Raw genomic sequence first — 13,145 nt, 5'->3', positions numbered from 1 at the left:
AGAAAGGCCCGCCCCTACCCCGGCGCCCCCAGCTCCGCCCACACCCGCTTCCCCGCGACCCCCGGCGTCCGCACCACACCCCAGTCCAGGCACAGCCGCTGCACGATGAACATCCCGTGCCCACCGGGACGCCCGGCCCGGTGCGGCGTACGCGGCGCGGGCTGTCCGGTCCCCCGGTCGGAGACCTCCAGCCGGATCACCTTCTTCTCGCAGGTGATCCACAGCTCGTCCGGTCCCTCGGCGTGCAGGCACGCGTTGGTGACCAGCTCGGACACCACGAGCAGTACGTCCTCGGCGGCGGCCCGCTGGTCCGCGGTGGCAGACGGCAGCCAACCCCAGGCGTGCAGCGCCTGCCGGGTGAAGTCACGCGCGAGCGGCACGACCCCGCTCTGCTCGTCGAAGCTCAGCCTGCGTACCTGCCGCCCACCGCCACCCGCGGAGGCACCCGCCGAGGCACCCGCGGACGCCCCGGCCGAGGCCCCCGCAGACGCGCCCATGGACGGGGAAGACGGCGCCGGAGGCGCCCCGGACGCACCGATCACGGCGGCGTGCCCCGCGGACACGCCCCCCTCGGACTCCCCGGACCCGGGCACGCCCCCCTCGGACGCCCCGGAAGCGCCGCTGGGCTCCGGACCGCGGTCGCCCGGCGAATAGGGCCGGGTGGTGCTCATCAGCGCTTCACCTCACCGATTCACCAGTTCACGTTTCAAAGTCGTACGTCGTACACAGTCAGTTCAGGGAGTCTCCTGCCCGACCGGACCGTCCGAACACCCCTGTATTCGGCACGGAACTCGGGACGAGGTCGGAACGCCCGCCCCAGAGAGCGCGCGGAACCCGCCGTCGGCCGGACAAGGAGCAGCTCAGCCGGACTGGTCGGCCAGCGCGGCCTCAAGCGTGTCATGGAGGGTGAAGACCGCTTCGGCCCCCGTGATCTCGAACACGCGAGCCACCACCGGCTGCATGGCCACCAGATGCACACCGCCCCCCGCGGCCTCCGCCTTCAACCGCGCGCCGAGCAGGACGTTGAGTCCCGTGGAGTCGCAGAACTCCAGGCGCGAGCAGTCGACGACGAGCCGGTTGAATCCCTTGGCGAGACAGTCCTCCAGCGGCTCGCGCAACAGATCGGCGGTGTGGTGATCCAACTCACCCGCCGGTGTCACGACGGCACTGGGGCCCTCTTCCCGTACTTCGACCAGAAGCCGGCCCGACTGGGCACTGCCGACCGTCCCGCGGTCCATGCCGTTTCTCTCTCCCGAGGTCGTGACTGCTTGCTGACGCCCTCGAACACTACGCCTTCCCACCGCACTCCGACACCCGAACAACCGCACACAAACGGACATACCCACACAGAACACACTTGCGGTGGGCTCGGTAAACCCGGTAGGGCTAGTAAGACACGTAAACCGACACGGCCGGCTTTGGAGGCGCCGCACACCGCAGTGCACGTAACTGGCTTCGGCAGCCGTATGCCGAGAACGATGGAGGACATCATGTCACCCCGGCTCGACGGATCGCGTACCCAAGAAGCGACGTCGACACTCCCTCCGGAACATCTGGATCCCATCGAGCACCACGACGCGGTCGTCGCACCCGACGACGACGCACTCGCCGGGCTTCCGGACATCCCCGCGTACGACGAGGTCGCTCCGGCGGACGCCCGGGCCCTGTCCAGGACCCTCTTCGAGCGGCTGGAGTCGCTGGAGGAAGGCACCCACGAGTACGCGTACGTACGCAACACGCTCGTCGAGCTCAACCTCGCGCTGGTCAAGTTCGCCGCCTCCCGCTTCCGCTCGCGCAGCGAGCCGATGGAGGACATCATCCAGGTCGGCACGATCGGCCTGATCAAGGCGATCGACCGCTTCGAGCTGTCGCGTGGTGTGGAGTTCCCCACGTTCGCGATGCCGACCATCATCGGCGAGATCAAGCGCTTCTTCCGTGACACCTCGTGGTCCGTGCGCGTCCCGCGCCGCCTCCAGGAGCTGCGCCTCGACCTGGCCAAGGCTGGCGACGAGCTGGCCCAGCGCCTCGACCGCGCCCCCACGGTGACGGAGCTGGCCGAGCACCTCGGCCTGTCCAAGGACGAGGTCGTCGAGGGCATGGCCGCCTCCAACGCCTACACCGCCTCCTCGCTGGACGCCCAGCCGGAGGAGGACGACGCCGAGGGCGCGCTGGCCGACCGGATCGGTTACGAGGACCACGGGCTCGAGGGCATCGAGTACGTCGAGTCGCTGAAGCCGCTGATCGCCGAACTCCCCTCCCGGGACCGGAAGATCCTCTCCCTCCGCTTCGTCGCGGGCATGACCCAGTCGGAGATCGGCGAGGAGCTCGGCATCTCCCAGATGCACGTCTCGCGTCTGCTGTCGCGGACCCTCGTGAAGCTGCGCAAGGGGCTCACGGTCGAGGAGTAGTCCTCACCGGGTGACGCTTGCCCTCCAGGGGGGCGGTCCGAGTTCGGGCCGCCCCCCTTCGGGTTGCCCCCGCACATCCGGCTCGCGGCCCGGAACCACCGCCTGTTACCCGGGGACACCTCTTTCCTCCCGGGCCTCGTTCCACCACTATGAGCACCCTCCAAACTGGCCGGTACGTCAGCACCGGCGCGGTGGTGCGACGTGGTGCGAGGAGGCGGACGGATGGCGCGGGGCGACAGGACCGACAGCGGTGACCGGGCCGGGGAGGAGACGTACGCCGGCGCTTCCGACGCGCGGCTGACCGAACTGCTCCACGCCGACACGCCCACCGCCTACCCGGCGCTCCGGGAACTCCGCGCGCGGCACCAGCCGCCGGTCCTCGCCTACGCGCGCCTGTGCGCGGCCGGGGATTCGGCGGCGCGGCAACTGGCCGCCCGGGCCTTCACCCTGGCGGCCCGACAGGCGGTCCGCGGCACCGACACGGGCGGGCCGTGGCGGCACCGTCTGCTGCTCCTCACCGGGGAGGTCGCGGCCGAGTGGGCGGCCGACGAGCGCTCCGCCGGACTGGACCCGGGCCTGCTCCTCGTCCTGCACACCGGGGGTTCCGGCTGCCCGGTCCCGCCCCTGCTCACGGCCTTTCGTTCGCTGCCGTCCCGCGCTCAGGGCCTGCTCTGGTACGACGTGGTGGAGCGCGAGCCCACCGACCGCACCGCCGCGCTGCTCGGCCTCGGCGGCCAGGACGTCACGTACGGCACGGCCCCCGCGCTCCAGTCACTGGCGCGAGCCTGCCTGCGGTCCCGGCTGGCGGCCTCCGACGATCCCCGCTGCGTGGACTTCCGGCGCCTCATCGAGGAGTCGGTACGGCCCGACAGCCCCCGGGACAGCCCGGATCTGCACGCGCACATGACGCACTGTCCGCACTGCACGGCGGCCCACGAGGAGCAGCGCACCCTGCGCGACTCCCCCCGCACCGCCCTGGCCGAGGGCCTGCTGCCGTGGGCGGGTACGGCGTACGCGGCGCGGGAGCCGGAGGCGCCGGGCGCCGGTGCCCCGCTCGCGCTGCCCGGGACCTGGCCGCCCTCCCGCCGCTTCGCCCTGGCCTCGGCGGCCCTGGGCGTGGCCCTGGCTCCGCTGCTCTTCCTGCTGCTGTCACCGGACGACGCCCCGTCCGGTCCGGCGGCGAACGCGTCGTCCCGCGCCCCGGCCGGACCGCCGCAGGTGACGGTGACGGCCACCGTCCCCGCGACGCCGTCCGCCTCCGCCACGCCCTCGCCCTCCCCCTCGGCCACCTCGGAATCGCCCTCTCCTACGGCGAGTCCGACGCCGTCGCGCACCGCGCGGCCGTCGCCGACGCCCTCCGCGCCGTCGTACCGGGCGCCGGGCGGCACGTACGCCCAGGTGGTGAACGTCGCCTCGGGCCGGTGCCTGGACATCGACGGCGACCTGGAGAAGGGCACGGACGTCGTGACGGCGCCCTGTACCTCCTCCCCCACTCAGCTGTGGCGGGCCGATGCCGGGCGCGGGGTGGTCCAGTCGTACGCCGACGACGACTTCTGCCTGGACAGCCGCGGCTCCGTCGACAAGGGCGTCGGCATCTGGGAGTGCGACTCCGTCGACGGGCGCAACGGCCAGAACCTGCGGTTCGCCGTGGACGCGCGCGGGGTGATCCACCCGGGCATCGCCCCCGACCGGGCGGTGACGCCGGGCGGGGGCGATGCGGTGGTGCTCGTCGGGGCGACCTCCGGGCGGACCGACCAGCGGTGGCGGGCCGGGGCCCCGCGGTGATCCGTTCCGGCGGGGGTCAGACGACCCGTGCGCCGCGCCGCCACACCCCGCGGACCAGCGGGACGCCCGGCCGGTAGGCGAGGTGGACGTGGCTCGGGGCGTCGAGGAGGGTCAGGTCGGCGTAGGCGCCGGGGGTCAGGCGGCCGACGTCGTCGCGGCGCAGGGCCGCGGCGCCGCCCGCGGTGGCCGACCAGACCGCCTCGTCCGGCGTCATCCCCATGTCCCGCACGGCGAGGGCGATGCAGAAGGGCACGGAGGACGTGAAGGAGGAGCCCGGGTTGCAGTCGGTGGACAGGGCGACGGTGGCGCCCGCGTCGAGCAGGCGGCGGGCGTCGGGCCACTGGGCGCGGGTGGAGAACTCGGCGCCGGGCAGCAGGGTGGCGACCGTGCCGCTGTTCGCCAGGGCGTCCACGTCGGCGTCGGTGAGGTGGGTGCAGTGGTCGGCGCTGGCGGCGTCGAGTTCGACGGCGAGCTGCACGCCGGGGCCGTAGGAGAGCTGGTTGGCGTGGATGCGGGGGTGCAGGCCCTTGGCCCTGCCGGCGGTGAGGATCGCGCGGGCCTGGTCGCCGTCGAAGGCGCCCTTCTCGCAGAAGACGTCGATCCAGCGGGCGTGCGGGGCGCAGGCGTCGAGCATCTCGCCGGTGACGAGGTCGACGTAGGCGGCGGGGTCGTCGGCCAGCTCGGGCGCGACGATGTGGGCGCCGAGGAACGTCACCTCGTCGGTGTGGCGGACGGCGACGCGCAGGGCGCGGGACTCGTCGGCGGTGGTCAGTCCGTAGCCGGACTTGGTCTCGAAGGTCGTGGTGCCCTGGCGCAGGGCCTCTTCGAGGTAGCGGGTGAGGCCCGCTTCCAGTTCCTGGTCGCTCGCGGCGCGGGTGGCGGCCACGGTGGTGCGGATGCCGCCGGCGCTGTAGGGGCGGCCGGACATGCGGGCGTTGAACTCCTCGGTGCGGTCGCCGCCGAAGAGGAGGTGGGAGTGGGAGTCGACGAAGCCGGGGAGGACGGCCCGGCCGCCGGCGTCGAGGCGATTGTCAGTGGCGGGTGCTTTGCTTGATTCACCGGTCCACGCGACGCGGTCGCCGTCGATGACGACGGCCGCGTCCCGGACCAGTCCGAGGAGGGAGTTGTCACCGAGGGAGGGGTCGTTGGTGACGAGTGCGGCGATGTTGGTGATGACGGTGCTGCTGCTCATGATGTCCGTGACGTCCTCGTGGGGGCGGGAGCGGGCGTTCGTTACTGGGCGCGCAGGGCTTCCACGGCCCGCGCGAGGGCCTGGGGCGCATCGGGTACGAGAGTGTGGACCCCGTCGCGTACGACGTGCCGTCCGCCCACGATCGTGTGCCGTACGTCCGCTGCCGTCGCGGCGAATACGGCCGTCTCGGCGCCGAGCCTGGGCAGTGGCCCCGCTGTTCTGACCGAGTCGAGGGCGATGGTGGCGAGGTCGGCGCGGGCCCCGGCCTCGATGGTCCCGGCGTCGTCCCAGCCGAGGGCGGCGTGGCCGTCGGCGCCGGCGGCGCGCAGCAGGGCGGCGGCGGTCCAGTGGCCGCGGGTGCGGGTGCGCAGGCGCTCGTTCAGCTCCATGGCGCGCGCCTCTTCCAGCAGGTCGACGACGGCGTGGCTGTCGGAGCCGAGGGAGAGCGGGGAGCCCGCCCGCTGGAGGGCGGCTGCCGGGCCGATGCCGTCGGCGAGGTCCCGTTCCGTGGTCGGGCACATGCAGGTGCCGGTGCGGCTGCCGCCGAGCAGGGCGATGTCCTCGTCGGTGAGGTGGGTGTTGTGGACGCCGGTGGTGCGGGGGCCGAGGACTCCGTGGTCGGCGAGGAGCCGGGTGGGTGTGCACCCGTGGGCGTCGCGGCAGGCGTCGTTCTCGGCGGTCTGCTCGGACAGGTGCACGTGCAGCGGGGCCCGCCGCTCCTCGGCCCACCGGGCCACGGTCGCCAACTGGTCGGCGGGCACGGCCCGCACCGAGTGGACCGCCGCCCCGATCCGTGCGTGATCCCGTTCCTTGAGAACTGAACAGCGTTGCGCCCAGGCGTCCGCCGTCCCGTCGGAGAAGCGGCGCTGGTGGGGGTTCGGGGGCTGTCCGAAGCCGGAGGACAGGTAGCAGGTGTCGAGGAGGGTGATGCGGATGCCGGCGTCGGCGGCGGCCTGGATCAGGGCCTCCCCCATCGCGTTGGGGTCGGCGTAGGCGGTGCCGCCGGGGGCGTGGTGGACGTAGTGGAACTCGCCGACGGTGGTGATGCCGGCCAGCGCCATCTCGGCGTACACCGCGCGGGCGAGGTCGAGGTACGTCTCGGGGGTCAGCCGGTCGGCGACGGAGTACATGACCTCGCGCCAGGTCCAGAAGGTCCCGGAGCCGACCTGGACGGTGCCGCGCAGGGCGCGGTGGAAGGCGTGCGAGTGGGCGTTCGCCAGTCCCGGCAGGGTCAGCCCGCGCAGGGGCTCCGCACCCGGGGGCGGGGCGGGGACGTCCGTGCGGACGGCGGCGACGCGGCCGTCGTCGCCCACGTCCACGGCGACGCCCGGCTCGACGTGGGTGCCGAGCCAGGCGTGCTCCAGCCAGTACGTCCGGGTCCGTGCGGTGGTCGTCACGTGCGGGCCAGCCCTTCCAGTACGTCGGCGAGTGCGCTCACCCCGGCCACGCAGTCGTCCTCGGCGGCGTACTCGGCCGGGGAGTGCGAGACGCCGGTGGGGTTGCGCACGAACAGCATGGCGGTCGGGATGCGTCCGGAGAGGATTCCGGCGTCGTGTCCGGCGCCCGTGCCGAGGACGGGGACCTTCAGCTCCGTGTCGCGGCCCAGGATGCGGGCGAGTTCGTCGCGCAGGGCGTGGTCGAACTCGACGACGGGGGTGAAGGACTCGCGCTCGACGCCGAGGTCGACGCCGTGGGCGGCGGCGTACTCGCGGGCGGCCTTCTCGATGCCGGTGACGACGGTGTCCAGGGTCGCCTGGTCGGCGGCGCGGGAGTCGAGCCAGCCGCGCACCAGGGACGGGATGGCGTTGACGCCGTTGGGTTCGACACCGATCTTGCCGAAGGTGGCGACGGCACCGGCGAGTTCGGCCTCGCGGCGGGCGGCGAGGACGGTCTCGGCGTAGGACAGCATGGGGTCGCGGCGGTCGGCGAGGCGGGTGGTGCCGGCGTGGTTGGCCTCGCCCCGGAAGTCGAAGCGCCAGCGTCCGTGCGGCCAGATGGCGGAGGCGATGCCGATCCGGTCGCCGGACAGGTCCAGGGCCCGGCCCTGTTCGACGTGGAGCTCGACGAAGGCGCCGATCCGGGCGAGCCGTTCGGGATCGGGGCCGATGGCGTCCGGGTCGTACCCGGCGGCCTCCATGGCCTGCGGGAGCGTGATGCCGTCGCCGTCGGTGAGGCGGTGGGCCTGTTCGACGGTGAGGGCGCCGGCGGTGAGCCGGGAGCCGACGCAGGCGAGGCCGAAGCGGGCGCCCTCCTCGTCGCCGAAGTTGACGATGCCCAGGGGCCTGGTGAGCCGCGCTCCGCGCCCGCGCAGTTCGTCCAGGGCGGCGAAGGCGGACACGACACCGAGGGGGCCGTCGAAGGCACCGCCGTCGGGCACGGAGTCCAGGTGGGAGCCGGTGACGACGGCGTCGCCCGCGGCGGGGTCGCCGAGCCAGGCCCACTGGTTGCCGTTGCGGTCGGTCTCGTAGGCCAGTCCGCGCGCCTCGGCCTGCTGCCGGAACCAGGCCCGGCAGTCGGCGTCGGCCCCGGTCCAGGCGTAGCGGCGGTAGCCGCCGGAGGCGGAGCTGCGGCCGACCGGCAGCAGCTCCGCCCACATGCTGTGGAAGCTCACGCGCCGTCACCCTCGCGTGCCTCGGCCGCCTCGGCGCCCTCGCGCATCGGCACCCGCACGCCCCGCTCCCCGGCGACCGACTCGGCGATGTCGTAGCCGGCGTCGACGTGCCGGATGACGCCCATGCCGGGGTCGTTGGTGAGGACGCGGCGGATCTTCTCGCCGGCGAGTGCGGTGCCGTCGGCGACGGTGACCTGGCCGGCGTGGATGGAGCGGCCCATGCCGACGCCGCCGCCGTGGTGCAGGGAGACCCAGGAGGCGCCGGAGGCCACGTTGACCATGGCGTTCAGCAGCGGCCAGTCGGCGATGGCGTCGGAGCCGTCGAGCATCGCCTCGGTCTCGCGGTACGGGGAGGCGACGGAGCCGCAGTCGAGGTGGTCGCGGCCGATGACGATCGGCGCGGCCAGCTCGCCGCTCGCGACCATGTCGTTGAACCGCTCACCGGCCTTGTCGCGCTCGCCGTAGCCGAGCCAGCAGATCCGGGCGGGCAGGCCCTGGAAGTGGACGCGCTCACCGGCCATCTTGATCCAGCGGGCGAGGGACTCGTTCTCGGGGAAGAGGTCGAGGATCGCCTTGTCGGTCCTGGCGATGTCGGCGGGGTCGCCGGACAGGGCGGCCCAGCGGAAGGGGCCCTTGCCCTCGCAGAAGAGGGGGCGGATGTACGCCGGTACGAAGCCCGGGAAGGCGAAGGCACGGTCGTATCCGGCGAGCTGGGCCTCGCCCCGGATGGAGTTGCCGTAGTCGAAGACCTCGGCGCCGGCGTCCTGGAAGCCGACCATGGCCTCGACGTGCCGGGCCATGGACTCGCGGGCGCGGGTGGTGAAGCCCGCCGGGTCCTTGGCGGCGGCGTCGCCCATGTCCTCGAAGGCGATCCCGGTGGGCAGGTAGGCCAGCGGGTCGTGGGCCGAGGTCTGGTCGGTGACGATGTCGATGGGGGCGCCCATGGCGAGCAGCTGCGGGACCAGCTCGGCGGCGTTGCCGAGGACGCCGATGGAAAGCGGCTCGCGCCGGTCGCGGGCCTCGGTGGCCAGCTGGAGGGCGTGGTCGAGGGAGTCGGCCTTCACGTCGAGGTAGCGGTGCTCGATGCGGCGGTCGATGGCGCGGGGGTCGCAGTCGACGCAGATGGCGACGCCGTCGTTCATCGTCACGGCGAGGGGCTGCGCGCCGCCCATGCCGCCGAGGCCGGCGGTGAGGGTGATGGTCCCGGCGAGGGTGCCGCCGAACTTCTTGGCGGCGACGGCGGCGAAGGTCTCGTAGGTGCCCTGGAGGATGCCCTGGGTGCCGATGTAGATCCAGGAGCCGGCCGTCATCTGCCCGTACATGGTCAGGCCGAGGGCCTCAAGGCGGCGGAACTCCTCCCAGTTGGCCCAGTCGCCGACGAGGTTGGAGTTGGCGATGAGGACGCGCGGGGCCCACTCGTGGGTCTGCATGACGCCGACCGGGCGGCCGGACTGGACGAGCATCGTCTCGTCCTGCTTGAGGGTCTGGAGCGTACGCACCATGGCGTCGAAGGAGCGCCAGTCGCGGGCGGCCTTCCCCGTCCCGCCGTAGACGACGAGCTTGTCCGGGTGCTCGGCGACCTCCGGGTCCAGGTTGTTCTGGAGCATCCGCAGGGCGGCCTCCTGCTGCCAGCCCAGGGCGCTCGGCGTGGTGCCGCGTGGCGCGCGGACAGGGCGGGGTCCGGACATGTTCTGCCTCCTGGTGGCTTGCTCCCGGCGGATTGTTACTGCGGATATTCACATACTCGCCTCGTGAATAGAACTAGTCAATACGTCCGTGTCCCGACGCGGGCGCGTCGCGGATGTTTGGCTGGATGTGCGGACTGGTCAGCAGGCACACGAAGGAACGGAGGATCGCGTGAGCGACGGCACGGACGTGGGCGGAGACCTGGGCGGCACCGGCGCGGAGCGGGCGGCGCGGCGGGACGAGGCGGTGCGGGCGGCCGTGGAGCAGGGGCTGCTGGGGCCCGACGCCCCGATCGTCGGGCTGCTGGACGTCGCGGGCATCCGCGAGTCGGCGGCGGCGCTGCGGGCGGCGTTCGACGCGGTGACGGCACCCGGGACTCCGGTGCTGCACGCCTTCGCGGTGAAGGCGACTCCGCTGGTCCCGGTGGTGCGGCTGCTGCACGAGGAGGGCATCGGCACCGAGGTCGCGAGCCCGGGCGAGCTGGCCCTGGCCCGGGCGGCGGGGGTGCCGCCGGAGCGGACGGTGCTGGACTCGCCCGCCAAGACGCGGGGCGAGCTGCGGGAAGCGCTGGCGCTGGGCATCGCGGTCAACGCGGACAACCCGCAGGAGCTGGCGCGCATCGACGCCCTGATGGCCGACGAGGCGAGCGCCTCCCCGCTCGGCATCCGGGTCAACCCGCAGGTCGGCGGGGGCGCCATCGAGGCGCTGTCGACGGCGACGGCGACCTCGAAGTTCGGGGTGGCGCTGCGCGACGAGGGCGCCCGCGAGTGGGTGGTGCGGGCCTACCTGGACCGGCCGTGGCTGACCCGGCTGCACGCGCACACCGGTTCCCAGGGCATCCCGCTGGCGCTGATGGCCGAGGGCGTGGCCGAGACGTACGCGCTCGCCGAGGAGATCAACGAGCGGGCCGGGCGCCGGCAGGTCGACACGCTCGACATCGGCGGCGGGCTGCCGGTGAACTTCGCGTCGGACGAGACGACCCCGACCTACGCCGAGTACGCGCGCGTGCTGCGCGAGACGGTGCCGGGGCTGTTCGACGGGCGGTACGGGCTGGTCACCGAGTTCGGGCGGTCACTGCTGGCCAAGCACGGCACGGTGGTGGCGCGCGTCGAGTACGCCAAGAGCGCCGGGGGCCGGCCGGTCGCGGTGACGCACGCGGGCGTGCAGGTCGCCACGCGGACGGTGTACGCGCCGGGGGCGTGGCCGCTGCGGATCGCCGCGTACGACGGCAAGGGGCTGCCGAAGGCGGGGCCGGACGTGGTGCAGGACGTGGCGGGCCCGGCGTGCTTCGCGGGCGACCTGCTGGCGTCGGGGCGTGCGCTGCCGTTGCTGGAGCAGGGGGACTACGCGGCGGCGCTGGACACGGGGGCGTACTACTTCGCGCACCACTACGCGTACAACTCGCTGGCGCGCCCCGGGGTGTACGGGTTCAGGACGGGCGGTTCCGGGACGGTCGCCTTCGCGACCGTGCGGGAGGCCCAGTCGGTGGCGGAGATCGTGTCGGAGGCGGGCGGGGCACACGCGAACGCGCTGACGTCCCCACCCGGCTCACGACACGGCTGAGGTGACGCCCCCAGGGGCGCGGGGAACTGCGCGACCAGCCACGACGCACCCGCACCCGCGCCCATACCCGCACCGCCCCGCCCCGGTAGGCGCACCTCCACCAGCGCCGCACCGACACCGGCACCCGCACCCGCACCCGCACCCGCACCCGCACCGGCACCGGCACCCCGGCATCACACCAGCGCCGCCGTCTTCCGCCGTGCCCCTCCGGGGGCCGCGTCGCCCGCCGCGATGCCCGTGCTGCGGTAGGCCTTGACCGTCTTGCCCACCGGGCGTCCGCCGCCCCGGGCGAGCCAGTCGACGCGGACCCACAGCAGGGCGTTCCCGGCCTGTTCGCGGCGGCCGATCCAGGCGGACTTCAGCCACAGGCCCACGCCGCAGCCGGCCATCAGCAGTCCGGCGGCGGCCGGAACGGCGAAGTCGCTGCCCAGGGCGGCGAGGAAGGCGAGGAGCAGCCACCAGCGGTGGCCCCGGCGCCAGTTGCGCAGGGTCACCGCGCGGTCCTGGAGCACGTCGTGCTTGCCCGCGCGGGCGGCCGAGCCGGCCAGGGCGGTGTACCGCTTGCGGCGTACGGTGGCGACGACGGCCACCGCGACGACGAACAGCGCGGCTCCGGCCAGGACCCCGATCCGGCGCCCGGTCAGTCCCGGCACCAGCAACCCGATGCCCGCCGCGAACACGCCCAGCCACCACAGTGGCGCCGCCCCCGCCCGTACGACGACGGCGACCCGAACCAGCCCCTGTCCTCCGCGCGCCACGTCCGGCCTCCTGTCCCTTTGTGCTGCCTGCGATGCGTCTGAAGGGTGTGCGGCGACGCAGGTTAACGGGGAAAGCTGAGACGAATCTGAGAACGCGGCACCTGGGCGCCCGGGCCGCCCCACGCGACTCAGTCGACGAAGAGCCCCCGCGCCGCCGCCTTCGCGTCGAACTCCTCCAGCCGGGCCTGGGCGTCCGGCAGGTCGTCGCACATGGCCTCCAGCAGCACCCGGCCCAGCAGCATCGGCGCGCAGGCGGTGTCGAAGGCGAGCCCGGTGCCGACGGCGGCGGGCAGCAGCAGGTCGGACACCTTGGCGACCGGTGCGAAGGCCGAGTCGGCGACGGTCACCACCGTCAGCCCCGCCCCCTTGGCGTGGGCGAGCGCGTCGACGACCTCGCGCGGATGGCGGGGCAGGGCGAAGCAGAGCAGGGCGCTCGCCCCCGCCCGGACGGCGGCGTCGATCCGGTCGTGGAGCATCGTGCCGCCCTCGTCCAGCAGCCGGACGTCCGCGTGGACCTTGGCGGCGAAGTAGGCGAAGCCGTGCGCCTGGGCCGCCGCCGCCCGCAGCCCCAGCACCGGCAGGGGCCGGCTCGCGGCGAGGGCGCGGCCCGCCTCCCGCACCGGCGCCGGGTCGGCCAGCGCCTCCGCCAGATGGCGCAGGTTCTCGATCTCGGCCTCGACGGCCTGCTGGTACTCGTTGCAGGAGCCGGTGTCCGCCACCGGTTCGGCGGGTGCCACCTCGCGCAGGTGGCGGCGCAGGGCCGGATAGCCGTCGAAGCCGAGGGCGACGGCGAAGCGGGTCACGGACGGCTGGCTGACCCCGGCCAGCTCGGCCAGTTCCACGCTGGACAGGAAGGGCACTTCAAAGGCGCGGCGCACCATGCTGTGCGCGATGCGCCGCTGGGTCGGCGTCAGCCGGTGCCCCTCGAACAGCGCCTGCAACCGCACGGCCGGACTGTCGGTGCCGCCCCCGGTGCCGCTGGTCCCGCTCATGAGGTGCTCCCCCTCGTCCTACTTCGTCCCTATTCAGCTGCCCCGATTCCTGCATACCGTTATACAGCGAGGCTGCGGCCGGCACGACGTGCGGCGCCCCTCCCGTCCGCCCCCGCCACAGACGGGGGCTAACCCCAGTGCCGACCGCGC

General features: G+C 73.8%; 11 protein-coding genes. 3 read left to right on the top strand and 8 right to left on the bottom strand.

The window, feature by feature from the left end; genetic code table 11:
- Positions 1-14: 14 nt before the first annotated feature.
- On the bottom strand, positions 15-671 hold the full coding sequence (locus tag KUM03_RS14580) for an ATP-binding protein (RefSeq protein ID WP_217248404.1): 657 nt from the start codon (positions 669-671) through the stop codon (positions 15-17).
- Positions 672-860: 189 nt separating this feature from the next.
- Entirely contained in the window at positions 861-1,238 is a 378-nt protein-coding gene (locus KUM03_RS14575; RefSeq protein ID WP_073729180.1) for an STAS domain-containing protein, read from the bottom strand.
- Between the two features lie 240 nt (positions 1,239-1,478).
- On the opposite strand from KUM03_RS14575, the gene KUM03_RS14570 reads away from it, so the two are divergent.
- Positions 1,479-2,408 carry an RNA polymerase sigma factor SigF gene (locus KUM03_RS14570; RefSeq protein WP_073729182.1) on the top strand — a complete coding sequence of 310 codons (930 nt, stop codon included), beginning with the start codon at positions 1,479-1,481 and terminating at the stop codon, positions 2,406-2,408.
- Between the two features lie 222 nt (positions 2,409-2,630).
- Positions 2,631-4,193: an RICIN domain-containing protein gene (locus KUM03_RS14565; RefSeq protein ID WP_217248401.1), complete on the top strand. Its 1,563-nt coding sequence runs from the start codon at positions 2,631-2,633 to the stop codon at positions 4,191-4,193.
- A gap of 16 nt (positions 4,194-4,209) precedes the next feature.
- On the opposite strand, the gene hutI is transcribed toward KUM03_RS14565, so the two are convergent.
- The 4 genes from hutI to hutU are packed head-to-tail and all read right to left on the bottom strand — an operon-like array spanning position 4,210 to position 9,684.
- Entirely contained in the window at positions 4,210-5,385 is a 1,176-nt protein-coding gene (gene hutI / locus KUM03_RS14560) for an imidazolonepropionase (RefSeq protein ID WP_217248399.1), read from the bottom strand.
- A 41-nt stretch (positions 5,386-5,426) separates the two neighbouring features.
- The gene (locus tag KUM03_RS14555) at positions 5,427-6,782 is read right to left on the bottom strand and encodes a formimidoylglutamate deiminase (RefSeq protein WP_217248397.1); all 1,356 of its coding nucleotides are present in this window, start codon (positions 6,780-6,782) and stop codon (positions 5,427-5,429) included.
- Positions 6,779-7,996, bottom strand: a complete 1,218-nt coding sequence (locus KUM03_RS14550; RefSeq protein ID WP_217248395.1) for an allantoate amidohydrolase — start codon at positions 7,994-7,996, stop codon at positions 6,779-6,781. Before KUM03_RS14550 ends, KUM03_RS14555 begins: the two co-directional genes overlap by 4 nt.
- The gene (gene hutU, locus KUM03_RS14545; RefSeq protein ID WP_217248393.1) at positions 7,993-9,684 is read right to left on the bottom strand and encodes a urocanate hydratase; all 1,692 of its coding nucleotides are present in this window, start codon (positions 9,682-9,684) and stop codon (positions 7,993-7,995) included. Before hutU ends, KUM03_RS14550 begins: the two co-directional genes overlap by 4 nt.
- A 169-nt stretch (positions 9,685-9,853) precedes the next feature.
- On the opposite strand from hutU, the gene KUM03_RS14540 reads away from it, so the two are divergent.
- Positions 9,854-11,245, top strand: a complete 1,392-nt coding sequence (locus tag KUM03_RS14540) for a diaminopimelate decarboxylase (RefSeq protein WP_217248391.1) — start codon at positions 9,854-9,856, stop codon at positions 11,243-11,245.
- 173 nt (positions 11,246-11,418) lie between these two features.
- Here KUM03_RS14540 and KUM03_RS14535 read toward each other — a convergent pair whose 3' ends face one another.
- Positions 11,419-12,003 carry a hypothetical protein gene (locus KUM03_RS14535; protein WP_217248389.1) on the bottom strand — a complete coding sequence of 195 codons (585 nt, stop codon included), beginning with the start codon at positions 12,001-12,003 and terminating at the stop codon, positions 11,419-11,421.
- 128 nt (positions 12,004-12,131) lie between these two features.
- Positions 12,132-12,995, bottom strand: a complete 864-nt coding sequence (locus KUM03_RS14530) for a MurR/RpiR family transcriptional regulator (protein ID WP_217248380.1) — start codon at positions 12,993-12,995, stop codon at positions 12,132-12,134.
- Positions 12,996-13,145 lie beyond the last annotated feature (150 nt).

It is taken from the genome of Streptomyces sp. AC602_WCS936 (assembly GCF_019049125.1).
In the GTDB taxonomy this organism is placed as follows: domain Bacteria; phylum Actinomycetota; class Actinomycetes; order Streptomycetales; family Streptomycetaceae; genus Streptomyces.
This window is presented reverse-complemented; position numbering and strand designations above follow the sequence as displayed.

Bases quoted from the DNA above. Each gene is read 5' to 3' on its own strand.
- KUM03_RS14580 (WP_217248404.1), bottom strand. From the start codon at position 671: ATGAGCACCACCCGGCCCTATTCGCCGGGCGACCGCGGTCCGGAGCCC.
- KUM03_RS14575 (WP_073729180.1), bottom strand. From the start codon at position 1,238: ATGGACCGCGGGACGGTCGGCAGTGCCCAGTCGGGCCGGCTTCTGGTC.
- KUM03_RS14570 (WP_073729182.1), top strand. From the start codon at position 1,479: ATGGAGGACATCATGTCACCCCGGCTCGACGGATCGCGTACCCAAGAA.
- KUM03_RS14565 (WP_217248401.1), top strand. From the start codon at position 2,631: ATGGCGCGGGGCGACAGGACCGACAGCGGTGACCGGGCCGGGGAGGAG.
- hutI (WP_217248399.1), bottom strand. From the start codon at position 5,385: ATGAGCAGCAGCACCGTCATCACCAACATCGCCGCACTCGTCACCAAC.
- hutU (WP_217248393.1), bottom strand. From the start codon at position 9,684: ATGTCCGGACCCCGCCCTGTCCGCGCGCCACGCGGCACCACGCCGAGC.
- KUM03_RS14530 (WP_217248380.1), bottom strand. From the start codon at position 12,995: ATGAGCGGGACCAGCGGCACCGGGGGCGGCACCGACAGTCCGGCCGTG.